18 protein-coding genes are annotated in these 23,841 nt (G+C 71.9%); 11 read left to right on the top strand and 7 right to left on the bottom strand.

The features are described from left to right. Positions 1-5: 5 nt before the first annotated feature. Positions 6-956 (bottom strand): carbohydrate ABC transporter permease, encoded by a 951-nt coding sequence (locus PZC42_RS02610; protein ID WP_277208077.1) that lies wholly within the window; start codon positions 954-956, stop codon positions 6-8. Continuing rightward, the gene (locus tag PZC42_RS02605) at positions 949-1,872 is read right to left on the bottom strand and encodes a carbohydrate ABC transporter permease (protein ID WP_277208075.1); all 924 of its coding nucleotides are present in this window, start codon (positions 1,870-1,872) and stop codon (positions 949-951) included. Before PZC42_RS02605 ends, PZC42_RS02610 begins: the two co-directional genes overlap by 8 nt. A gap of 253 nt (positions 1,873-2,125) precedes the next feature. Here PZC42_RS02605 and PZC42_RS02600 point away from each other — a divergent pair, with 253 nt between their 5' ends. Continuing rightward, positions 2,126-4,093 (top strand): DUF6807 family protein, encoded by a 1,968-nt coding sequence (locus tag PZC42_RS02600; protein ID WP_277208073.1) that lies wholly within the window; start codon positions 2,126-2,128, stop codon positions 4,091-4,093. A 38-nt stretch (positions 4,094-4,131) separates the two neighbouring features. After that, a complete protein-coding gene (locus tag PZC42_RS02595) occupies positions 4,132-5,277 on the top strand; it encodes a Gfo/Idh/MocA family protein (protein ID WP_277208072.1) in 1,146 nt (381 codons plus the stop codon). 18 nt (positions 5,278-5,295) lie between these two features. On the opposite strand, the gene PZC42_RS02590 is transcribed toward PZC42_RS02595, so the two are convergent. The 3 genes from PZC42_RS02590 to PZC42_RS02580 form a co-directional block, all read right to left on the bottom strand. After that, a complete protein-coding gene (locus tag PZC42_RS02590) occupies positions 5,296-6,639 on the bottom strand; it encodes a Gfo/Idh/MocA family protein (RefSeq protein WP_277208069.1) in 1,344 nt (447 codons plus the stop codon). A gap of 171 nt (positions 6,640-6,810) precedes the next feature. After that, positions 6,811-8,166 carry a Gfo/Idh/MocA family protein gene (locus PZC42_RS02585; RefSeq protein WP_277208067.1) on the bottom strand — a complete coding sequence of 452 codons (1,356 nt, stop codon included), beginning with the start codon at positions 8,164-8,166 and terminating at the stop codon, positions 6,811-6,813. A 143-nt stretch (positions 8,167-8,309) separates the two neighbouring features. Further along, entirely contained in the window at positions 8,310-9,335 is a 1,026-nt protein-coding gene (locus PZC42_RS02580; protein ID WP_277208065.1) for a beta-ketoacyl-ACP synthase III, read from the bottom strand. 134 nt (positions 9,336-9,469) lie between these two features. On the opposite strand from PZC42_RS02580, the gene PZC42_RS02575 reads away from it, so the two are divergent. Genes PZC42_RS02575 through PZC42_RS02565 form a run of 3 tightly spaced genes read left to right on the top strand, consistent with a single transcriptional unit; the run spans position 9,470 to position 11,066 of the window. Then, positions 9,470-9,889 carry a hypothetical protein gene (locus PZC42_RS02575; RefSeq protein WP_277208063.1) on the top strand — a complete coding sequence of 140 codons (420 nt, stop codon included), beginning with the start codon at positions 9,470-9,472 and terminating at the stop codon, positions 9,887-9,889. After that, positions 9,883-10,107, top strand: coding sequence for a helix-turn-helix transcriptional regulator (locus tag PZC42_RS02570; RefSeq protein ID WP_277208060.1), 225 nt, complete (start codon positions 9,883-9,885; stop codon positions 10,105-10,107). Before PZC42_RS02575 ends, PZC42_RS02570 begins: the two co-directional genes overlap by 7 nt. Continuing rightward, positions 10,104-11,066 (top strand): NAD(P)-dependent alcohol dehydrogenase, encoded by a 963-nt coding sequence (locus PZC42_RS02565; RefSeq protein WP_277208058.1) that lies wholly within the window; start codon positions 10,104-10,106, stop codon positions 11,064-11,066. Before PZC42_RS02570 ends, PZC42_RS02565 begins: the two co-directional genes overlap by 4 nt. Before the next feature lie 88 nt (positions 11,067-11,154). On the opposite strand, the gene PZC42_RS02560 is transcribed toward PZC42_RS02565, so the two are convergent. After that, positions 11,155-16,581, bottom strand: a complete 5,427-nt coding sequence (locus tag PZC42_RS02560; protein WP_277208056.1) for a rhamnogalacturonan lyase family protein — start codon at positions 16,579-16,581, stop codon at positions 11,155-11,157. 291 nt (positions 16,582-16,872) lie between these two features. On the opposite strand from PZC42_RS02560, the gene PZC42_RS02555 reads away from it, so the two are divergent. Further along, positions 16,873-17,910, top strand: coding sequence for a LacI family DNA-binding transcriptional regulator (locus PZC42_RS02555; RefSeq protein ID WP_277208053.1), 1,038 nt, complete (start codon positions 16,873-16,875; stop codon positions 17,908-17,910). A 103-nt stretch (positions 17,911-18,013) separates the two neighbouring features. Continuing rightward, positions 18,014-19,267, top strand: a complete 1,254-nt coding sequence (locus PZC42_RS02550) for an AGE family epimerase/isomerase (protein WP_277208050.1) — start codon at positions 18,014-18,016, stop codon at positions 19,265-19,267. Here the strand turns inward: PZC42_RS02550 and PZC42_RS02545 are convergent. Next, a complete protein-coding gene (locus tag PZC42_RS02545) occupies positions 19,237-19,926 on the bottom strand; it encodes a FadR/GntR family transcriptional regulator (RefSeq protein WP_277208049.1) in 690 nt (229 codons plus the stop codon). The genes PZC42_RS02550 and PZC42_RS02545 overlap by 31 nt on opposite strands. 94 nt (positions 19,927-20,020) lie before the next feature. On the opposite strand from PZC42_RS02545, the gene PZC42_RS02540 reads away from it, so the two are divergent. The 4 genes from PZC42_RS02540 to PZC42_RS02525 all read left to right on the top strand — a co-directional run bounded on the left by PZC42_RS02540 (position 20,021) and on the right by PZC42_RS02525 (position 23,743). Next, complete coding sequence (locus tag PZC42_RS02540) at positions 20,021-20,812, top strand: (Fe-S)-binding protein (protein ID WP_277208046.1); 792 nt, start codon at positions 20,021-20,023, stop codon at positions 20,810-20,812. Further along, complete coding sequence (locus PZC42_RS02535; RefSeq protein ID WP_277208044.1) at positions 20,809-22,380, top strand: LutB/LldF family L-lactate oxidation iron-sulfur protein; 1,572 nt, start codon at positions 20,809-20,811, stop codon at positions 22,378-22,380. Before PZC42_RS02540 ends, PZC42_RS02535 begins: the two co-directional genes overlap by 4 nt. After that, a complete protein-coding gene (locus PZC42_RS02530; RefSeq protein WP_277208042.1) occupies positions 22,377-23,054 on the top strand; it encodes a LutC/YkgG family protein in 678 nt (225 codons plus the stop codon). The genes PZC42_RS02535 and PZC42_RS02530 overlap by 4 nt, the downstream gene beginning before the upstream one ends. A 65-nt stretch (positions 23,055-23,119) precedes the next feature. Next, a complete protein-coding gene (locus PZC42_RS02525) occupies positions 23,120-23,743 on the top strand; it encodes a uridine kinase family protein (protein ID WP_277208041.1) in 624 nt (207 codons plus the stop codon). Positions 23,744-23,841 lie beyond the last annotated feature (98 nt).

Genomic DNA, 23,841 nt, shown 5'->3' with positions numbered 1-23,841 from the left:
AGCGATTACTTGATACCGGTCGTGGCGATCCCCTTGACCAGGTACTTCTGGCCAAAGAGGAAGACGAAGAAGATCGGGATGAGGGAGATGATCGACATCGCGAACAGTGGCCCCCACGAGCTGTTGCTCGTGGCGTCCAGGAAGGTCCGCAGCGCGATCGGCACGGTGTACATGTCCGGCCGCGTCAGGAAGATGAGCTGGCTGAAGAAGTCGTTCCACGTCCAGATGAACGTGAAGATCGCCGTCGTCGCGAGCGCCGGCAGCGAGAGCGGGAGCATGATCCGCAGGAAGATGCGTCCGTGACCGCAGCCGTCCAGCCGCGCGGCCTCGTCAAGTTCCTTGGGCAGGCCTCGGAAGAACTGCACCATCAGGAAGATGAAGAACGCGTCCGTGGCCAGCAGCTTCGGCACGATCAACGGCAGGAACGTGTTGATCCACTCGAGCGACGAGAACAGGATGTACTGCGGGACGATGATCACGTGGATGGGCAGCATGATCGTCATCAGCATGATGGCGAACCACAGCGGCCGGCCACGGAACTTCAGCCGCGCGAAGGCGTAGGCCGCCATCGAGCAGGAGACGAGGTTTCCCACCACGCAGCCGAGCACGACGATCGCGGAGTTCAGCAGGTAGTGGCTGAACGGGTGGAGCAGCGCGTTCCAGCCCGCGGTGTAGTTCGTGAAGTCGAGCGCGGTGGGGATGAGGCCCGGCTCGCGGAAGATGAGCTCGTTCGGCTTGAAGGAGCTCGAGAGCATCCACAGCAGCGGGTACAGCATCACCAGGCCGAAGGCGATGAGCAGCACGTGCTTGAGCAGCCGCTTCAGGTGCGGACCGGCCTTGCGCTTGCGCGGGACGTCAGGGATCTCCGCGGCGACCTCGGACAACGGCCGCTGAGGACGGACCCTCGTCATGGTGGACTCGGTGGGTGCGTCGGGGCGCACGGGCGTGTCAGTCATCGTAGAAGACCCAGTACTTGGAGGCGAAGAAGTTGACCGCGGTCAGCCCGGCGACGATGAGGAGCAGGAACCAGGCCATCGCCGAGGCGTAGCCCATGTCGTAGGAACCGAAACCGCGCTGGTACAGGTAGAGCGTGTAGAACAGCGTCGAGTCGATCGGCCCGCCGGTCCCGCCCGAGACGACGAACGCCTGGGTGAACGCCTGGAAGGCTCCGATGAGCTGCAGGACCAGGTTGAAGAAGATGATCGGCGACAGCAGCGGGATCGTGATGTTGAAGAACTGGCGCAGCTTGCTCGCGCCGTCGATCGACGCCGCCTCGTAGTACATCGTGGGGATCTGACGCAGCCCTGCCAGGAAGATGACCATCGGCGCACCGAAGGTCCACACGTTGAGGACCATCAGCGTGCCCAGCGCGTAGTCCGGGTGGGACACCCAGCCGTAGCCCTGGATCCCGAAGTACGCGAGGACCTGGTTCACCAGGCCGTCCGCGCCGAACACCTGGCGCCACAGCAGGGCGATCGCCACCGAGCCGCCCAGCAGGGACGGCAGGTAGTAGATCGACCGGTAGAACGCCAGGCCACGCAGCCCCTTGTCGAGCGCCATGGCGAGCAGCAGCGCCATCGCCAGCTGCATGGGGACGGAGAAGAACACGTACTGGAACGTCACCCCGAGGGACTTGATCCACCGGGCGTCCTCGAACATGCGCTGGTAGTTCTCGATCCCGATCCAGCTCGGTGCCTCGAGCAGGCTGTAGTCCGTGAAGGACAGGTACAGCGAGGCCAGGAGCGGGAATGCCGTGATGAGGCCCAGCCCGATGAACCATGGCGCCAGGAACACGGCGGCGGCCTTGCCGTCGCCGTTGCGCGTCTCACGGCTCGCTCCGCGGGTCTTGGCGACCTCTTGAATCACCGCCATGACCGCACCTCCCCGTGCCGTGTCGTGGTGGACACCATCGTCGTCCTCCAGATCGTCGTCGATCGCAAACCGCCGAGCGGGAGCGCCGTGCTCCGTGCCGGGAAACCGGTTGCTGCAGAGGAAGGTATCACAGGAGGAACCGGTTTCCCATGGTGTACCGTCATCTTTCGGACCGACCCCGCGCCAGGGCGTCGGCGGTGACCAGGACGTGATCTACGCGTGACCCACGCGTGATGCGAGGACGGAGGCAAAGATGCCCGGCGCGAAGACACGTCGTCCCGCGGTGACGATCGCCGATGTCGCGAAAGCGGCCGGCGTCTCCCGTGCGACGGTGTCGCGGGTGATGAACGGCCGCAGCACGGTCGACCCCGCGATCTCTGCCCGCGTGCAGGAGGCGGCGATCGAGCTGAGCTACCGGCCGAGCAACGTCGCGCGCAGCCTGTCGCTGGGGCGGACGACGACGGTCGCGCTCGTCGTGCCCGACCTCGGCAACCCGGTGTTCCAGCAGATCCTCGGCGGGGTCTCGTCGGCGGCCGGCGAGGACGGCTACCGCGTGCTCGTCGCCGACTCCGCCGAGGACCCGGGCGCCGAGGCCACGATCGCCCGCGAGGCGCGCCACCGCTGCGACGCCCTCGTCCTCGTCTCGCCGCGGATGCCTGACGCCGCCCTGGACGCCCTGCTCCCGGACGTCTGGCCGGCCGTGGTCATCAACCGCGAGGTCGCCGGCGGCGCCCCCAGCCTCGTCGTCGACTACGCCGACGCGACCGTGCAGGTCGTCGAACACCTCGTCGAGCTCGGGCACCGGCGCATCGCCTACCTGTCCGGCCCGGCAGCCTCCGTCTCGGACGGCGCCCGACGGCGTGGTCTCACCCTCTGCTGCGAGCGCCACCCCGACCTGGAGATCGTCGAGCTGACGGCCGGCTCCGACATCGCGGCGGGCCATGCCGCGGCGCCCGCCGTGCTCGCCAGCCGTGTCACCGCCGCCGTCGCCTTCAACGACCTCGTCTCGTTCGGACTGCTCGCCGCCCTCAACGAGGCGGGCGTGGCCGTCCCGACGGACATCTCGGTGTGCGGCTTCGACGACATCGAGCTCGCCCGGTACGCCACACCGGGCCTGACCACCGTCGCCGTCCCCCAGGAAGAGCTGGGACGGCATGCCTGGAGGGAACTGCACGCCGTGATCGACAACACCGCGAGCGTCGCCGACTCGACGCGGTTCGGGGTGCGGCTCGAGGTACGGGCCAGCACCGGCCCGGTGCCCCGCACCGCCGTACGCGCCGAGGTCCCGGCCACGACGTCGGCCCCTGCGGCAGCGCACGAGGCACCGGGACAGGAGACCGAGCAGGCACCCGCCTGGTCCCTCGAGAACGGCGTACCGGTGCTGCGCCGCACCGCCGACCGCGTGGCCCTGTCCCGCTACGAGTCGGGCGCCGGGTTGCCCACGATCCACTCCCCCCGGCCCTACCTGCACCCGGTGCACTCGCTGGCCGGCGTACCCCTGACCGAGTCGGGCCCGGTCGACCACCGCCACCACTACGGTGTGAGCTTCGCCGTCGCGGACGTCAACGGCACCAGCCACTGGGGCGGGCGAACGTTCGTCACGGACGTCGGCCCCACGCTCCTGCCCAACCACGGCCGGCAGACCTCGACGGCGACCACGATCGACCCGCTCTCACCGAACCTGCTGCTCGACACGGTCCTGTGGACCGACGAGCACGGCAGGCCGCAGCTCGACGAGCGCCGCCGCATCGGCGCCCGCCTCCTCGAGGACGGCTGGGCGCTCGAGTGGCGGTCCACGCTGCACGCCGCACACGGCCCCCTGGAGATCCGCTCCCCCGCGACGAACGGCCGCCCGGGCGCCGGCTACGGCGGGGTGTTCTGGCGGCTGCCGATCGCCGAGTCCACCCGGGTGCTCTCCGCCGAGGGCGAGGGCGAGGGCGGTGCCCACGGATCGGCGTCGCCATGGGTCGCGTTCGTCCAGCGCCACCGTGACGCTCGCGGCGGCGAGCGCACGACGACGACGCTGCTCACCCAGACGTCCCCCGCACGCCACTGGTTCCTGCGGTCCGAGGAGTATCCGGGCGCCTGCCCCGCCCTCGCCTGGGACACCCCCTTGCACGTCCCCGCCGGCGGCACCGTCGAGACCGGTGTCGTGGCCGCACTCATCGACCGCGAGCTCGACGCCACCGAGGCCGCCGCCCTGGCGACCGGCCTGCGTTGACGGGCCCGCCCGGCCCGACCCCCACTGACGGAGACCTCATGACGAACGCCCGCATCGCCGTCGTCGGCATCCACGGGCACGGCGAGAAGCACGTGCAGCGCGCCCTCGAGCCCAGCGGGGCCGGGCGTGCTCGGCTGTGTGCCCTCGTCGACCCCCGCGAACCGGCCGAGGGCCACGTCGGGTACGGCACCGGCACGCCCTGGTTCCCTACGCTCGGTGACCTGCTGTCCTCCCCCGACCCGGACCTCCGGCCGGACGTCCTGGTGCTCAGCACTCCCATCCCCACGCACCTGCCGCTGGCCAAGGCTGCGATGGAGGCGGGCATCGACGTGCTGCTCGAGAAGCCGACGACCGCCTCGCTCGCCGAGCTCACCGAGCTCGTCGCGATCAGCGACCGGACGGGGCGGCTGTGCCAGGTCGGCTTCCAGACGTTCGGCTCGCACGCGCTCGACGCCGTCACCGAGCTTGTCGCCCGCGGGGAGATCGGCGACGTCGTCGGCTACGGCGCGGTGGGCAGCTGGGTGCGCGACGCCGCGTACTGGGCCCGCGCCCCCTGGGCCGGACGGCGCCGACTGGACGGTCGCGACGTCGTCGACGGCGTCGTGACGAACCCCCTGGCGCACGCCGTCGCGACGGCACTGCGGATCGGCGGCGTGACCCGGGCGGAGGACGTGGCATGGGTCGACACCGACCTGTACCGCGCGAACCCGATCGAGTCGGACGACACCTCGTCGGTGCGGGTCACCGCGGCCGACGGCACACGGTACGGGTTCGGGCTCACCCTCTGCGCCGCCGAGCGCACCGACGCACGGGTGCTCGTGGTCGGCACCCAGGGCGAGATCGAGCTCTTCTACGAGCGCGACCGGCTCGTGCTGCGCAGCGGCCGGGTCACCATGGACAAGACCTACGGGCGCACCGCGCTGCTGGACGACCTGCTGGACGTCCGCGCGTCCGGCGACCCGGGCCGCAGGCTCCTGTGCGACGTCCGGGACACCGGTGCGTTCATGCGGGTGCTCGAGGCCGTCCGCACCGGGCCCGACCCGCGAGAGGTCCCCGACGACGTCGTGACCTGGGTCGGCGAGGGCGACGCCCGGCACCCGGTGGTCCGGGACGTGGAGTCGTGGTGCGAGCGGGTGGCGCGCACCCAGCAGACCTTCTCCGAGCTCGGGGCCCCCTGGACCTGACTCCCCCGTGCCGCAGGATCAGAGCTCCACTCCGAGACTGGCTACCGGCACCACCTGACCGGTCACCAACGACCGGTTGCCCGCCACTCCCACGGCGACGGCCCGCAGCCCGTCCTCGAGCCCGGCGCGGCGCGCCAGCGGGTCCGTCGCGGGACCACCGGCCGACGCCGGCAGGTGGTCCCGCAGCACGTCTCGCAGCATGGCGACGTCGCCCCCGGCATGCCCGGTCGCCTCGTCCAGCGGCACCTCGACCGCCTGCCCCCAGTGCTCCTGCAGCACGAGCCGCCCACCGCGGCGGCGGACGTCGCAGCACCCGGAGGCACCGCCGTCGTCGGTCCGCGCGCCGGGGAGTCCCTCCGTGCTGTGGCACCGTTCGACGACGTCGAGCTCGACCCGCCCCCGTGTGCCGTTGATCGCCACGCGGTATCCCTCCCACGGGCTGTGCGCCGTCAGGGAGTACGTCATCGAGGCGCCGGAGCGGTAGCCGACGAGCACGCTGAGGGTGTCCTCGATCGTGGCGCCCGGGCCGAACGGGTCCTGGTCGCGGCGGTACCCGTCGGTGTGGGCCGCGTCGAGGTAGAGGGAGCGCAGCTCCGGGTCCGCCGCGAGATCGAGCGCGTAGCGCGCTCCGCCGTCCCCGGCCGCCTCGCCGTAGAACCGCAGGCCGCCACGGGCGTAGACCGACTCCGGGACGTCCTGCGTCCACCAGTTGACCAGGTCGAAGTGATGGCTGGCCTTGTGCACGAGCAGGCCACCGGAGGCGGCCTTGTCGCGGTGCCAGCGGCGGAAGTAGTCCGCACCGTGAGCCGTGTCGACCAACCACTCGAAGTGCACCGAGACGACGTCGCCGACGCGGCCGTCCGCCACCACCTGGCGCAGCGCGGCGTTGTGGGCCGCGTAGCGGTAGTTGTGCGCCACGGTGAGGTGGCGGCCGCTGCTGCGGGTGGCGGCCAGGATCGTGTACATCCCCTCGGCGTCGATCGTGAGCGGCTTCTCGACGATCACGTCGGCGCCGTGGTGCAGCGCGGTCGCGACGTGGGCGGCGTGGGTCCGGTCGGGCGAGGTGACGACGACGACGTCGGGCCGGACCTCGTCGAGCATGCGGTCGACGTCGTGCGCGTCATAGGCGGCGGGTGCGCCGGCGCCGGTCCGGCGGGCGCGCTCGGCGTGGAAGGCGAGGCGCGTCGGGTTCGTGTCGCACAGCGCGGCGAGCTCGGCGACGTCGGCGTGCTCGCCCGCCATCGCGTCGACGTAGAGCCGCGCGCGGTGCCCCGTGCCGACGACGGCGTAGCGACGGCGGGTGGTCCCGTCCGACCCCGTCGAGGGTTCGGTGGCCGGGGCGGCGAAGGTGGCGGACGTCATCGTCGATCTCCTGGGTCGTGGTCGCACGAAGTAGAGCGGAAAGCGCTTTCTCAACGAGACTACCCGCCCCTCCGCCAACAACCAAGTGCGTACGTTGTGGGCGCGATTTCTGTGCCGCAGAACGGAGTGAAACAGGCAAAACGGGCCAGAATTTGCGCCCACAACGCTCGATCAGTCGAGGGCGACGCCGAGGCCCAGGTCTGTCAGCCGCACCGGGTCGCCGGTCTCCAGCGACGCGTTACCCGCGTAGCCGACCGCCGAGGCGCGCAGCCCGTCGAGGAAGCCCGCCGCGCGGCCGAGCGGGTCGGCGTCGTCACGCCCCACGAACACGTCGCTGAGCAGCAGCGCGTCGCCGCCACCGTGCCCGCCGGCGCCGAGCGCGACGATCTCACGCTCCTGCGCACGCTCCCAGTGCCGCTGCACGAGGAGGCGCTCCCCGACCGGTCGCACGCCGTCGTCCGCGAAGGCGTCCGTGAAGCTCGGGTCGAGGATCGCCCTGCCGTCCTCGCCGAACTCGACCGACCCGCGCTCGACCACCTCGAGCTCGGCCCGCCCGCGCGAGCCGTTCACCACGACCCGGTAGCCCTCCCAGGGGGCCGACGCCGTCAGCGAGTACGTGAGCATCGGCCCGCGCGCGTACTCCACGACCAGGCCGAGGGTGTCCTCGGTGGTGATACCGGCGTCGAACACGGATTTGTTGCGGACGTAGCCGTCGTGCGCCTGCGCCTCGGGACCGTAGAGCTCGTTCAGGTACGGGTCCTTGGCCAGGTCCAGCGCCCACGGGTCGATGCCCTGCTCGTTGAGCGCCTTCTCGCCGTCGGTCGGCTCGTAGCCGCGGGAGTGCGCGGCGTCGTCACCGTAGAAGCGGCGCCCGCCGCTGGCGAAGACCCGGGTCGGGACGTCGTCGATCCACCAGTTGACCAGGTCGAAGTGGTGGCTCGACTTGTGCACCAGCAGCCCGCCGTTGTTGACCTTCTCGCGGTGCCAGCGGCGGAAGTAGTCCGCGCCGTGCACGGTGTCGAGCGCCCAGTCGAAGTGGACCGACAGCACCTGGCCGATCTCGCCCGACGCGATGACCTCGCGCAGCGCGGAGTTGCGCGGGGAGTAGCGGTAGTTGAACGTCATCGTCAGGTCGCGGCCGGTCTCGGCGACGGCGTCGGTGATCTGGCGTGCCTCGGCGGCGGTCGCGGCGATCGGCTTCTCGACGACGACGTCGGCACCCGCCCGCAGCGCGCGGGACACCAGGTCCGCGTGGGTGTTGTCGATGCTCGTGACGACGACACGGTCGACCTGCTGCTCGGCGATCGCCTTCTCGAGGTCGTCCGGGCCGTACACCGGTCGCTCACCGCCGACCGCTGCGGCGACGCGCGCCTCGTGGACGGCGGCACGGACCGGGTTGGGCTCGACCCACGCGACGATCTCACCGGCGTCGGAGTGGTCCCCGATCAACGCCGAGACATACATGCCGGCGCGGTGACCGGTACCGACGACGGCGTAGCGGAGGCGGGCGGAGGTGGTGGAGGGCAACGTCGATCTCCCGTGGCTCGCGGATCAGAAAGCGGTTTCCCGCCACTCTACCGGAGACAGCCACGGCATCTCATCGGCACGATGCGGCCAGGTCGGCAGGCATGCGTACCGACCTGGCCGCATCGTGCCGACCGGATCAGCGGCTACCGCTGCGGGGTGAGCACCACCTGGCCGGCCCACGTGAATCCGCCGCCGAACCCGAACAGCAGCGCCGGTGCGCCCTCAGGCAGCCGGCCCGCGTGCCACCACTTCGACATGCCCAGCGGGATCGAGGCCGCCGAGGTGTTGCCCGACTCCGTGATGTCCGTGACCACCACGCGGTCCTCCATGCCGAGCGACTTGGCCAGCGGCTCGATGATGCGCAGGTTCGCCTGGTGCGCCACCAGCACCTGGATGTCGTCCAGGCCCAGGCCGGAAGCCTCGACCACCCGCCGGGCACGGTCCGCGGCACGGGTGATAGCCCACTTGAACACCGCCCGGCCGTCCTGCGCGAACCGGTCGTCCGGCGCCTCGATCCGCACGGCCGGCGTGATCTCGGGCTCCGAGCCCCACACCACGGGGCCGACGGCGGGCTCCTCCGCCGCCTGCAGCACGACGGCTCCCGCGCCGTCGGCCGTCAGGATGCAGGTGGACCGGTCGGACCAGTCCGTGACGGCGGTGAGCTTCTCCGACCCGATCACGACGGCGGTGCGGGCAGAACCGGCACGGATCGCCTGGTCTGCGATCCCCACGGCGTACGCGAACCCCGAGCAGGCCGTGTTGACGTCGATCACACCCGGGCCGACGACGTCCCGCAGGTCCGGTTCTTCCTCACCCTCGGGCGTGCTCGCCCCCGGCTGGACGCCCGTGCGCAGCGCGTACGCTACCCGCCCGGCCGTGTTCGGTGAGCGGTCGGCAGCGGTGGCCGTCGCGACGACCACCAGGTCGACGTCGTCGCTCGCCACCCCGGCGTCGGCGAGGGCGTGCTCGGCCGCCGCGGTGGCCATGTCGGCGACGCTGACGTCGTCGGCGGCGACGTGCCGCGTGACGATCCCCGTCCGCGACCGGATCCACTCGTCGTTCGTCTCCACGAACCGGGCGATGTCGTCGTTCGTCATGACCTTGGCGGGCTGGTGGTGCCCGAGGCCGACGATGCGGGAGCCGGCAGCACCGGCGGGCAGCGTGAGCATGGCAACGATCATTCCACGCCCGCGGATGCCGCCGGCGGTCGGCGTGGGCAATGTCAAGAATTCTTGACAAGTGCCCACGACTCGGCCTAGCGTCATTCTTGTCAAAGATCCTTGACACTCTGAAGGAGTCGGTCATGGAAGCTCGCGCGAAGACCGCTGCCGTCCTGCTCGGCGTCGCACCGGCGGCATGGATCACCTACCTCGCGCTGCTCGTCATGCGAGCCGACGGCGCACCCCTGAGCACCACCGGGTACGTCGACCTGGTGCTGTGGACGATCGGCGGCGGGATCGTCGTCGCGGTCGCCACGACGCTCGTCGTGCACACCCGCGACCGGCAGGCCGCGGACGCGCGCGACCGGGAGATCGAGGGCCGCGCCGACGCCATGGGCAACGCGATCGTCGTCCTCGGCGCACTCGTCGCCCTCGCCCTCGCGCTGGCCGACACCCCGTCGTTCTGGATCGCCAACGCGCTCTACCTCACCTTCGTGCTGGCGGGCGTGCTCAGCGCCGCCGCCCGACTCGGCTTCTACCGGGTGGGGGTACCGGGATGGTGAGACCACCCACGCGCGTCACGAACCGGATCCGCGACCTGCGCGAGGAGCATCGCATCACCCAGGCCGAGCTCGGTGAGCGCCTCGGAGTCTCCCGTCAGACGGTGATCGCGATCGAGCAGGGTCGATACTCGCCCACGCTCGAGCTGGCGTTCCAGATCGCGCACCTCTTCGACGCCCCGTTGGACGACGTCTTCGGCTACCGGAAGGACGAACCGTGAGAGCGATCGTGCAGGACCGCTACGGCGACGCCCGCGTGCTGCGCCTCGCGGACGTCGAGGTGCCGACTCCCGGCCGTGGAGAGGTGCTGCTGCGCGTCCGCGCCGCGACGCTCGACGCCTCGGTCTGGTACAAGACGACCGGCCGCCCTGTCGTGAGCCGGCTCGCCTTCGGGCTCCGCAGACCTCGGGAGCGGGTGGCCGGTCAGGAGGTGGCCGGCACCGTCGCCGCCGTCGGTCCCGGTGTCGAGGACCTCACCGTCGGTGACGAGGTCTTCGGCGTGGCCGCCGGCTCCTTCGCCGAGCTCGCCGTCGCGCGGGCGGACAGGCTCGCCCACCGGCCCGCCGAGGTGCCGCCGGAGTCCGCCGCGGCGCTCGCCGTCTCAGGGGTGACGGCACTCCAGGCCGTCCGCCGCGCCGAGGTCCGCCCCGGGCAGCGGGTGCTCGTGACCGGCGCCGGGGGCGGCGTCGGCACCTTCGTGGTGGGACTCGCCACGGACCGAGGGGCCGAGGTCACGGCCGTCGCCGGCCCCGACAAGGCCGACCTGGTCACCGGGCTCGGCGCACGCCACCTCGACTACACCCGGGAGCCCCTGGCGAGCGCCGGCCGGCACGATGCCGTCATCGACGTGTCGGGCAACCGGCCGCTGCGCGACCTGCGGCACTCGCTGTCCGCACGCGGCACCCTGGTGCTGGTGGGTGCCGGCGTCACGACCAGCGGGTTCCTCGGCGGCGCGGAACGGATGCTGCTCGGCGCCGTCTGGTCGCCGTTCGTCCCGCAGCGCCTCCGCGGACTGACGTCCGTCACTCGGCGGGACGATCTGGACACGCTGGCGTCGATGGTCGCGACCGGCCACCTCCACCCGGTGGTCGACCGGGTCTGCCCGCTCGAGCAGGCACCGGCCGCCGTCCGCGAGCTCGGCGCGGGCCACGCCCGCGGCAAGACGGCCATCGTGCCCTGACGCGCAGAACGGCCCCACGTCCGGGACGTGGGGCCGTTCTGCTCTGCTCTACCTCACCGGGAGGGGCACTCCGTGGCGGGCAGGTCGATCACTTGACCTTGACCGTGACCTCCTTGCTCGTCACGGCACCCAGGGCGTTACCCACCGTCACCTCGAAGGTGTGCTTGCCCGGGGCGAGTCCGTCGACCTCGAAGGCCGTCGTCATGGCGCCGTCGGGCAGCGCGCGAGTCGCCACGGTGGCGCCGTCGACGCGGAGCGTCGCCGACGTCGCCGGCCCGCCCTCCTGCACCGTCGCCGTCGCGTTCACGGCGCCCGGACCAGCCTCGTCGACCTTGAGCTTGACCTTGGCCGGTGCCTCGTCCGGCTCGGTCTCACCCGGGACGACGTCGCCGGGTTCAGCGGCCGACGTGTAGGCCAGTCGCGGGGCCTCCGGCGCCTCCATGCCCTCACCCAGGTAGTACGAGGTGTGCGGCGGCTGGTTGTACGCGGTGTTCTGCCACGTCACGGCGAGCCGGTACTGCGGGTCCGACATGAGCGTGCGCAGGCGGTGCTCGGTCGGGATCACCGTGGTCGCGATCCGCAGCGCGGACGAGTCCTCGGTGCGGGTGATGATCTCCTCGCGCCAGTCACCGAACAGGTCGGCCTGGAGCGAGAAGTTCCCCTTCGTGGAGTTGTTCGAGAACGTCCCCTCGGCCCGGTACAGTTCGACCTCGGTCTCGTTCTCCCAGTCCCACTTGGCGATGGTCGGCACACCGACGCCGGCCTCACGGTCGTAGTCGTGGTCGCCGATCTCCCGCAGCAGGTCACCGTCCCACCAGGTGAGGAAGTTCGCCGCCGGGATGTTCTCGGTGATCAGCTCTCCGCTGGCGGACATCAGATATCCGACCGGCGAGTCCCACGCCCCGTCACCACCGATGGCCCAGCCCTCGGCACCGTCGTACCGGGGGTCGATGTCACCCATGGCGGCGCGGCCGGTGTCGACCTGCGCCGGGACGGACCACAGGATCTCGCCCGTACCCGCGTCACGGAACGTGCCACCACGGTTGCCCGACGCCCCCATGTCCTCGTGAGCCGCGAACAGCTCCAGCCCCGGACGCGACGGGTCGAAGTCCGACACGTGCAGGGCGTCGCCGTGCCCGAGCCCGGTGTTGTACAGCACCGTCCCGTCGTCGTCGAGGGTCATCGACCCGAAGATGATCTCGTCCTTCTGGTCGCCGTCGACGTCGGCCACCTGCATGTCGTGGTTGCCCTGACCGCGGTACTGGTCGCCCGCCTCGTCGGAGTCGAAGACCCACCGCTGGGTGAGCTCGGACCCGTCGAAGTCGAACGCCGCGATGACGCTGCGGGTGTAGTAGCCCCGGCTGAAGATCGCCGACGGCGTCTCTCCGTCCAGGTAGGCGGTGGCCGCGAGGAAGCGGTCCACCCGGTTGCCGTAGGTGTCGCCCCACGAGCCGACGTCGCCGCGCGGCGGCACGTAGTCGATCGTGTCGATCGCGGCCCCGGTGGCGCCGTCGAACACCGTGAGGAACTCCGGCCCGGAGAGCACGTAGCCACCCGAGTTGCGGTAGTCGGCCCGCGCGTCGCCGATGACCGTCCCGACGCCGTCGACGGTGCCGTCGGCGGTCTTGACGATCATCTCGGCCTTGCCGTCGCCGTCGTAGTCGTACACCTGGAACTGGGTGTAGTGCGACCCGGCCCGGATGTTGTGACCCAGGTCGATGCGCCAGAGCTGCTCGCCCGACAGGGTGTACGCGTCGAGGTAGACGTTGCCCGTGTAGCCGGAGTGCGAGTTGTCCTTCGCGTTGGACGGGTTCCACTTGACGATGTACTCGAACTGCCCGTCACCGGTGACGTCGCCCACGGAGACGTCGTTCGCACTGTACGAGTACGGCTGACCGTCCTTGGTGTAGGCGTCCTCCGGCTTGTTGATCGGGATGTCCAGGGTCTGACCGTCCCAGACGCCGAACTCCTCGCCCGTCCAGCGTTCGACACCGTCGACGACGGCGGAGACCCGGTAGGTGGAGTCCGCGTCACCGTCGGCGTCCACCAGGTTGGTGGAGTCCGTGACCGGCTCGTCCGTGAGGCGCGCGCCGTCCCGGTAGACGTGGAAGGAGATGTCCTCCGGGTCGTCGCCGAGCATCGCCCAGCCGACGTAGATCCCGTCGTCGGACTGCGCAGCGACCGGCTGGCGGCCGGTGCGCTCGACCTGCCGCGACAGGTTCGTCACTGCCTCGGAGGTCACCGTCTCCGAGAGCTCGGAGACACCGCCGGCGTTCACCGACGCGACCGCGTAGGTGTATCCGACGGTGGTGAGCACGTCCGTGTCCACGTACGCGGGGTCCGCGGCCCGGTCGAGGAGCACCAGGTCACCAGCCTTGTCGGCGCGGTACACGTGGTAGAACAGCGCGTCCTCGACGGGCTCCCAGGCGAGCGAGACCTCGTGCTTGGCCACGTCCGACACCGCGAGGCCCGCGGGCGTCGCCGCGGTCGTCACCGAGTCGTCCACCGTGGTGAGCTCGACCGCGTTCGACGCGACCGACTCGTTGCCCGCCGCGTCGAGCGCGACGACCGTGTACGTGTACCGCAGGCCGACGTCGCCCGTGGTGTCGACGAACTCGGTCACCGCCGGATCGGTGACGTCACCGAGCGCCGTCGGACGGACCGCGCCCTCGGCGAGGCGGTACACCCGGTACCCGGAGACGTCCTGCGCCGCATCCCACGACAGCGGCACGGAGACGTCCGAGCCGTCGATCGTCACGTCGCCCGCGCTCAGGTTCGTCGGTGCGTACATCAGCGCCGTGATCTCCAGGCCGTTGAGCCAGCCGTCGGCCACCAGGTCGATCTTCCCGTCGGTGACGACCACGGGCTGGATGATCTTGCTGGAGGTGCTGCCACGGCCTGCGTTCGCGGATCCGTAGTTGACGCCCTGGACCGTCGTACCGAGCCGTGCCGTACCGATCAGGTCGCCCCAGATCACCTCGACGGCGTAGGTGCCGTTCGGCACGTCGAACCGCATCGGCGTGCCGGCGCCCGGCAGCAGGAAGTCCCGCTGCAGATCATCCATGGTCCCGTCCCCGGTGCCGCGGTCACGGCCGCCGGGACCGGACGTCGAGGTGAAGCCGTAGCCCCGCTCGGCGGTGTAGAGCGTCGTCTCGTCGAACGCCGTGTAGCCGTCCTTCGTGACGTTGCCGGAGACCTGCATGTCGAACTTGAACAACGGCGCCTTGGTCGTGATCGACACCGTGGCCGACGGCGCCGAGTCACCGCGACCGTTGACGGCCACGACGCGCAGGTCGTAGCTGGTGCCCTGGACGAGGCCGGTGACGTTGGCCAGCGCGACGGTCGAGGTCGCGACGAGCTCGTAGTCCTCGGCGTCGGAGGCCTTGGCGAACACCTTGTAGATGTCCGCGCCCTCGACGTCGGTCCAGCTCAGCGTGACGCTGGAGGCGGAGATGCTGCTCGCGACCACGCCGGCGGGCGCGTCCGGGACCTCGGCGGGCGGGTCGGCGTCGACGACCTGGTCAGCGAGCGGCACGTCCAGCCGGGCGGTGTCCGCCGCGACCAGGCGGGCCATCTGGATGGCGCCGTACTCCTGGAAGTGGGTGTCGTCCGTCGTGCCGTTCGGCCGGTTCGGGTAGACCCCGGCCGGGACGTGCAGGAAGACGCTCTTGGCCTCCTCCGGCCCGATCTCGTTCAGGTAGGCCCGCGACGAGGCCGACAGGTCCACCAGCGGGGTGCCGGTGTCGGCAGCGACGTCGGTCGCGGCCTCGACGTAGTCCGGGAAGGAGACGTTGAACTGACCGGTCGCCGCGTCGAAGGACCGGCGGGAGACCGGCGTGACGACGATCGGCTGCGCACCGCGCTGGACGGCGCCGTCGATGAACGTCTGCAGGTAGTAGTAGTAGTCGCCCGGGCCGGCCCAGCGGTCGTCGACGCCGTAGCTGTTGTCGTTGTGCCCGAACTGGACGTACAGGTAGTCGCCCGGACGGATCTCCTTGAGCACCCGGTCGAGACGGCCCTGGCTGATGAAGTTCTTCGAGGACCGGCCGCCGATGGCGTGGTTGTCCACCACGACGTCGTCGGACAGGTACCGCTCGATCATCTGGCCCCAGCCGGCCTGCGGGGCGAAGCCCGCGTCGTAGGACTGCACCGTCGAGTCACCCGTGACGAACACCGTCGGCTGCTCACCGGCCTCCCGCGGGGACGACTGCGTGATGGTCAGCGCGTTGAGGTTCGCGGCACCACCGGAGATCTGCAGGTTGAGCTGACCGTCCACGAGCGCGACGTCGAACTCCATCTCGAGGTACTCGCCCGCGGCCTTCTCGGTCTTCTGGACCTTGACCATCTGCTCGGCCGTGATGGCGATCTCGGTGGCGGACTCGGCGTCGCCGGCGACCAGACCCACGGTGTAGTCACCATTCGGCAGGTCGATGACGAGCTCGCCGCCGCCGGCCGTGACGAAGTCGCCCCGCAGCGCGTCACCGCCACGGTCGCTGGCCGTCACCACGGAGGTGTCCACGAACCCGAGGCGGTTCTCGGCGTCGTAGGCGGTGTCCGCGTCCACGGCCACGGCGCCCTGGGCGACGTCGCCGGGACCGAGGTCGATCGAGAGCACGCCGGAGTCCGGGAAGTCGGCCTCGCTCGCCAGCGTGCCCACCGCGGGGGCCGACGCGTCCGTGGTGCCGTCGGCCGTGACCGCGTGCACCCGGTAGTAGCTGACGGCCGAGGTGTCGGCGTCGGTGTCCGCGAAGAAGACCTCGCGGGCGCCGGTGCGCGCGATCTCGGCGTACTCGCCGTCGACGGCGTCGCTGCGGGTCAGGACGTAGCCCGTGGCACCGTCCACCTCGTTCCAGCGCATGACGACCTGGTCGTCGCTCGCGGCGGCGACACGCAGGTTCGCCGGGCCGGGCGTGCCGTTGCCCTCGCCCGGGTCGGTGGTGCCGTCGTCGTCCCCGTCACCCGGGTCCGTGCCGTCGTCCGAGCCGTCGTCGGGCACCTCGGTGACGAGGATGCCGTTGACGTAGCCGTAGCCGGCACCGGTGACGTCCACGGTGAGCTGACCGTCGGTCACCTCGGTGCGGATGACCTCGGACGTCGTGCCCTCCCTGGGGGGGCGGATGTGCGTCGGGTCGCCGTCCTCGAGCACGATGGTGGTGCGCACGCTGGAGGTACCGGCGAGCGTGTCACCGGCCCAGACCTCGACGTCGTAGGTGCCGTCCGGCACGTCCGCGACGAACTGCCACGCGGCGGCCAGGACGAAGTCACCGGTGAGCGGGTCCTGGTCGGTGGAGCGGTCACGCGAGGCGACGTCGCCCGAGGTGATGCCGAACCCGGCCTCCTCGGTGTACGCCGTCGTCTCGTCCACCCGCTGGTAGCCCTCGGCGACCGGGCTGGTCGTGGTGCCGAAGTCGAGTGCCCACGTGGGGTCGTGCTCGTCCGCGGTCGCGGCGCTCGGTACGAGCGGCAGCACGAGGGCTGCTGCGGCCGCGCCTGCCACGAGTGATCGGGCGCGCATCGGTGGTGGGGGGGTCGGACGGTGCCGGTAAGCGCTTTCACGCTCGGCACGTGAGAGCCTGTCGGGCTGCTGCACGGTTCACCTCGTCGTCTCGTCGTTGAGCCCGGCCTGAGCCGGTGACGCGCCCTCGTCGGTGAGGGGTTGTATGGGTTTAATGAATGGATTCAACAACGCGTCGACGTCATCATGCCCGGTCACGTCGCTGATGTCCAGAGGTCGAGCGTCGTCCGCGTCTCGGAGACGGTAGCGTGTGCCCACCGTCAGAGAGCGGGCGCACGGAGGGAACCAGGATTGGCGATCCACCGACGACCCACGCTCGCCGCCGTCGCAGAGGCTGCCGGCGTCAGCCTCAAGACGGCCTCACGCGTCCTGAACGACGAGCCGCACGTGGCGCTGGCCACGCAGGAGAAGGTCCGAGCGGCCGCGGTCGCGCTCGGCTTCCGGCGCAACGCGATGGCGGTCGACCTCGCTCGCGGCGGGACCACGCCCCTGGTCGGCTTCGTCACCGCCGACGTCGCGAACCGCTTCTACGCCTCGATCGCCGGTGGCATGGAGCGGGCGCTGCGCGACTCCGCCTACCAGCTGATCACCGCGAGCTCGGACGAGGATCCCGCCCGCGAACGGCAGCTCACCGAGGCCCTCCTCGACCGGCGGGTCGCCGCCCTGGTCATCGCACCGACGGACGCCGATCACGGCTACCTCGGGCGTGAGCTGACGTCAGGCACCCCCCTCGTCCTCGTCGACCGCCCTGCCGCCGGCGTCGACGCGGACACCGTCGTCATCGACAACGCCGGCGGGGTCCGGCAGGCGGTGGACCACCTGGTCGCCGACGGGCACCGACGCGTCGGCCTCGTCGGCGACGACCCCCGCGTCTGGACGGCCCGGGAGCGTCACCTCGCCTTCGTCCGGGCGATGGCCGACCACGGCATCGCCGACGCCGAGCGCCTCGTCCGGGACGGCGCGCACGACGCGGCGACGGCGCAGCGCTCCGTGACCGACCTGCTCGACGTGCCCGAACCGCCCACGGCGCTCCTGACCATGAACAACCGCATCACCGTCGGGGCACTCCACGCGCTGCACGAGCGCCGCGCGGCCGGCCGCACCGTCCCCGCGCTCGTCGGGTTCGACGACTTCGAGCTCGCCGACCTCCTCGGGGTGACGGTCGTCGCCTACGACGCGGCGGAGATCGGCCACCAGGCCGCGCTGCTCGCGCTGGGGCGGACGGCGGACCCGACGCTCCCGGCCCGCTGGCGGACGGTCGGCACACGGCTGGTCGTCCGTGGATCGGGCGAGCGACCACCACCGGTCGACGACGGCGGCCCGGCTTGAGGAACGGTCTCCCGGCGTGAGATATTCGCGGCGCATGACACCGCTGTCAGAACGTCAGCCGCAAGGGACCCACGGGCGACGCCCGTCCCCGGAGAGGACGCAGATGCCCCACGACGAGGCAGGTTCCACGAGCAGCCCGGCGGCCGTCACCTGGCGCGCCGACGAGGTCCGGCGTCTCCTGGAGTTCGGTACGCCGTCGGTGCGGACGGACGCCGGTGCCGCCTGGCTGGACGGCAGCGGCCGCCCGGACGGGACCCGACCGGTGCACACCTGGATCACCGCACGGATGGCGCACACCTACGCGCTGGGCGACCTCCTGGGTGTCCCCCGCTGCGCCGAGCGTGCCGACCGGGCCCTCGCCGGGCTGACCGGTGCGCTCCGCGACACCCAGCACGGGGGCTGGTTCGCCTCGTACGGGCCGGGTGACGCCGTCGACGGCACCAAGGCCGCCTACGCCCACGCGTTCGTGGTGCTCGCCGCCGCCTCGGCGACCCAGGCAGGGCGCCCCGGCGCCGAGAACCTGCTCGCCGAGGCGCTCGAGGTGCTCGACCGCCGCTTCTGGGAGGCCGGGCCGGGAATGCTCGCCGACGAGTGGGATCGCACGTGGTCCGCCATGGCGCCCTACCGGGGCATCAACGCGAACATGCACGGCGTCGAGGCGCTGCTCGCCGCCTCCGACGCGACCGGCGACCCGCGGTGGCGAGAGCGCGCCGCCGCCGTCGTGGACCGGACGTCGGCGTGGGCAGCGGCGAACGACTGGAGGATCCCGGAGCACTTCACGGTGGGCTGGTCGCCGGACCTCGAGTTCAACGCCGACCGACCGCGCGACCCGTTCAAGCCCTACGGCTCCACCCCGGGCCACGGCTTCGAGTGGGCACGGCTCATGCTGCAGCTCGACGTCGCGTCCGGCGAGGTGGGCCGCCGCACCGACGCTGCCCAACAGCTCTTCGAGCGCGCGCTGGCCGACGGCTTCGACGGCACCGGGTTCGTCTACACGGTCGACTGGGCCGGAGACCCCGTGGAACGCCGCCGGTTCCACTGGGTGGCGGCCGAGGCGGTCGCCACGGCCGAGGTCCTGGCCACCGTGACCGGCTCCGCGGAGTATGCGGACCATGCCGCGCAGTGGTGGGAGCTGGTCCGCGACCGCTTCGTCGACGCCGAGCGCGGGTCGTGGCACCACGAGCTCGACGCCGAGGACCGTCCCGCCGGCGAGGTCTGGGACGGCAAGCCGGACATCTACCATGCCGTCCAGGCGCTGCTGGTCCCCGACCTGCCGCTGACCGGCTCCTTCGCCGAGTCCGCACGCCGTGCCGGGTCCCTCGGCGCTCAGCCGCCGGCCAGCCCGGTCTCGCGGTAGAACCCCACGATGTGGTCGCGCGTCGCCCGCTCGGCGCCGTCCGCGTCGCCCGCCGTCACGGCGTCCAGGATCTGCTGGTGCTCGGCGCACAGCCGCCGCGCGGTGTCCGGCCAGGAGGGCAGCCCGGCGACCCCGCGCGCCACGTAGTCGTGGACGGCGCTGCGCAGGCCGGTCAGGATCGCCTCGACAAGCTGGTTGCCGGCCCGCCGCGCGATCGTGAGGTGGAAGTCCTGATCCAGCCGGACGAACTCGTCCACCGCCAGTCCGGGCGCTGACATCTCGCGCACGAGGCGCCCCGCCTCGTCGTCCGCGCCGGCCGCGAGCGCCGCCTCCCGCACGGCCCAGGTCTCGAGCGCCACGCGCGTCGCCACGACGTCGTGCACGGGCAGCGTCCCGGAGGCGACGTGCAGGCGGACGGCCGCCCCGAGCCCGGCCGCGGGGCGGTCGATGACGGTGGCTCCGGCGTCGGGCCCGGACCCGACGGCGGTACGGATGATGCCCATCGCCTCGAGGATGCGGATGGCCTCGCGCACGGACGGGCGCGAGACGCCGAGCTCTTCGGCCAGCGCCCGCTCGGCCGGGAGCCGCTCGCCCAGGGCCCAGCGGCCGGCGGCCAGGTCGGACTCGATCCGGGCCAGGACCTTCTCGTGGGTGCGCACGAGCCGATCCTAGCCGCGCTTGGTCTGACCACACCCGTCGAGTGGGCTACAGTGGTCGGACCACACGGAAGCCAGCCCGCCGAAGGAGTCGGACGTGCGCATCGCCCTGGCCGCGACCTGCATCGCGGACACCATGTTCCCCGGCGCGCCGCGCGCCACCGTGCGCCTGCTCGAACGCCTCGGTCACGACGTCGTTTTCCCCCGCGCCCAGGCGTGCTGCGGGCAGATGCACGTCAACACCGGGTACTTCGACGAGGCCGTCCCCGTCGTGCGCAACCACGTCGAGACCTTCGCCCCGGTCGCCGACGGCGAGTGGGACGCCGTCGTCGTCCCCTCCGGCTCGTGCACCGGGTCGATCCGCCACCAGCAGGCGATGGTCTGCCGCCGGGCCGGCCTCGACGACCTCGCCACCACCGCCGAGGCCGTGAGCGCCAAGACGTACGAGCTGTCCGAGCTGCTGGTCGACGTCCTCGATGTCACCGACGTGGGCGCCTGGTTCCCTCACCGCGTGACCTACCACCCCACCTGCCACTCGCTGCGGATGCTGCGCGTCGGCGACAAGCCGCTGCAGCTGCTGCGTGCGGTGGCGGACATCGACCTCGTCGAGCTCCCGGGCGCCGAGTCCTGCTGCGGGTTCGGCGGGACGTTCGCCCTGAAGAACGCCGACACCTCCGGCGCGATGCTCGCGGACAAGACGGCCAACGTCCGCGCCACCGAGGCGTCGGTCCTCACCGCCGGCGACTACTCCTGCCTCATGCACATCGGCGGCGGACTCTCGCGCCAGCGCGCCGGCGTCGGCACCCTGCACCTCGCGGAGATCCTCGCCTCGACGCGCGAGTCGCCCACCCCACTCCCCCACGTCCGCACGGCGGAGGTGGCCCGATGAGCACGTTCCTCGGTCTCCCCGGCCTGCGGCGGCGCTCGGCCGACGGCGGCGCGGCGTCCGACGGCGCCCCGGCCGCGAGCGCCGCCGAGCCCTGGGGTCCAGTCCCCCACCCGGACGAGCCGCTGCGCTGGGGCGAGTCCTTCCCGGCGGCGGCCAAGCACACCCTGAAGAACGACCAGCTGCGCAAGAACCTGGGTCATGCGACAGCGACGATCCGGGCCAAGCGCGCCGCCGTCGTCGGCGAGGTGCCCGACTGGGAGGCCCTGCGCGACGCCGGCTCGGCGCTCAAGGAGCGCGTCATGGCCGAGCTGCCCGAGCTGCTCGCCCAGCTCGAGGAGAACGTCACCGCGCGCGGCGGCGTCGTGCACTGGGCGCGGGACGCCGCCGAGGCCAACCGCATCGTCACCGAGATCGCGCAGGCCAAGGGCGCTGACGAGGTCGTCAAGGTCAAGTCGATGGCCACCCAGGAGATCGGCCTCAACGAGCACCTGGCGGACGAGGGCATCGCCGCGATCGAGACCGACCTGGCCGAGCTCATCGTCCAGCTCGCCGACGACATGCCCTCACACATCCTCGTGCCGGCGATCCACCGCAACCGCGCCGAGATCCGCGACATCTTCCTGGCCCGGATGGGTGACGCCCCGCCCGACCTGTCCGACGTCCCGCGCGAGCTCGCGATGGCGGCCCGCGCGCACCTGCGGCGCAAGTTCCTCTCGGCCAAGGTCGCGGTGAGCGGCGCCAACTTCGGCGTGGCGGACACCGGGACCCTGGCCGTGGTGGAGTCCGAGGGCAACGGCCGCATGTGCCTGACGCTCCCCGAGACCCTCGTGACGGTGATGGGCATCGAGAAGCTGATCCCCACCTACACCGACCTCGAGGTGTTCCTGCAGCTCCTGCCGCGATCCTCCACCGGCGAGCGGATGAACCCGTACACCTCGCTGTGGACGGGCGTCACCCCCGGCGACGGACCGCAGGAGTTCCACCTCGTGCTGCTCGACAACGGGCGCACCGACGTCCTCGCCGACGAGGTGGGACGGGCAGCGCTGCACTGCATCCGCTGCTCGGCGTGCCTCAACGTGTGCCCGGTGTACGAGCGGGTCGGCGGGCACGCCTACGGCTCGGTCTACCCCGGCCCGATCGGCGCGATCCTCACCCCACAGCTCACGGCGGCGTCCGGCGGTGTCTCCGGCGCGGACGACGTCAACGCCTCGCTGCCCTACGCCTCGACGCTGTGCGGCGCCTGCTACGACGTGTGCCCGGTCAAGATCGACATCCCGTCCATCCTGGTCGACCTGCGCGCCCGCGAGGTGGACGCCGACCGCGGCAAGCACAAGGTCGACCCCTGGCGGGCAGCCATGAAGGCGGCGTCCTGGGTGATGTCCGACGGCGGCCGGTTCGGGCTCGCAGGTCGCGCCGCGACGCTGGGCCACCGGCTGGGCGGACGGGACGGGGTGATCTCGAAGGCTCCGCCGCCCGTGTCGGCGTGGACCCGGGAACGCGACCTGCCGGCACCGCCCGACGAGACCTTCCGGCAGTGGTGGGCTTCCCGCGAGGAGGACGAGCGATGAGCGCGCGCGAGGACGTGCTGAACCAGGTGCGGGCCGCGCTCGGCGGTTCCGGCGTGGGCACGACGGCGGCCGGACGGGTCGGCACCGCGCCGGCGGCCGTGGCGGTGCCCCGGGCGTACCGCGCGGCCGGCGAGCACGGCCCCGGCTCGGCCCAGGTGCTCACGCAGCTCGTCGACCGGCTGGTCGACTACAAGGCTCACGTGCGGCAGGTGCCGGCGGACGACCTGCCCACGGCGATCGGCGAGATCCTCGCCGACGCCGGCTCCGTCGTCGTGCCGCCCGGGCTCGACGACGCCTGGCTGGGGGCGACGGGTGACGCCGTCGTCGTGCACCGGGACGACCCTGGCGCGCCGCTCAGTGCCCTGGACCTCGACGCGATCGGCGCGGTGCTGACCGCTGCCCGTGTGTCGTGCTCGGAGACCGGCACGATCGTGCTCGACGGCGAGCCCGACCAGGGACGCCGCGCGATCTCGCTGGTCCCTGACGTGCACGTGTGCGTGGTGCTCGCGGACCAGGTGGTCGAGACGATCCCCGAGGCCGTACGGGTCCTGGCGGCGCACCCCGAGCGCCCGCAGACGTGGATCTCCGGACCGAGCGCCACCAGCGACATCGAGCTCGACCGGGTCGAGGGCGTGCACGGCCCGCGCACCCTGCACGTCGTGCTGGTCACCTGACCCGCCCCGCGAGGTAGCGCACAAGATCGCGAGGTAGCGCTCGGGATCGGGGAGAATGGCTCCCCGTGACCGATGCACTCTTCGACGTGCCGCCCGAGGCTCGCCGCCCTGCCGTGCGGATCGTGCTCCTCACGGGACCGTCGGGCAGCGGCAAGTCCGCGCTCACCCGCCGCCTGGGGCTGCCCGTGGTGATGCTCGACGACTTCTACCGCGACGCCGACCACCCGGGGATGCCGCACGCCTACGGGATCGTCGACTGGGACGACCCGGCCAGCTGGGACCACGAGGGCGCGCTGGACGCCCTGCGGGCGCTCGCCACCACGGGACGTGCGGAGGTGCCCGTCTACGACATCCCCAGCTCGCGCCGCACCGGTACCGCCGTGGTGGAGACGGGCGACGAGCCGCTGGTCGTCGCCGAGGGGGTCTTCGCGGCGGAGCTGGTCGCCGCGTGCCGGGCCGAGGGATTCCTCGCCGACGCCGTCTGCCTGGTCCGCCCGCGGCTCGTCACCTTCTGGTTCCGTCTCCTGCGCGACGTCGCCGAGGCCCGCAAGCCGCTGCCCACCCTGCTGCGGCGCGGCTGGGGGCTCCTGCGTGCGGAGCCCACGCTCGTGCGGCGCTGGACGAGCCTCGGGTGCCGCGCTGCGACGCCCGCACAAGCGGAGCGGGACATCCGGCTCATCCGGCGGTGAGCGCCGTGCACGAGCGTCTCTGTTCGTCAGGATCGCGCCGCTGAATCCTGACGAACAGAGACGCTCGCGCCGTCGTCGTCCTCCCACGACATCTCCCG

The sequence above is a fragment of the Isoptericola croceus genome (genome assembly GCF_029382255.1).
Lineage (GTDB): Bacteria > Actinomycetota > Actinomycetes > Actinomycetales > Cellulomonadaceae > Isoptericola > Isoptericola croceus.
The sequence above is the reverse complement of the archived record's forward strand: the minus strand, read 5'-3'. Positions and strand labels throughout refer to the sequence as shown.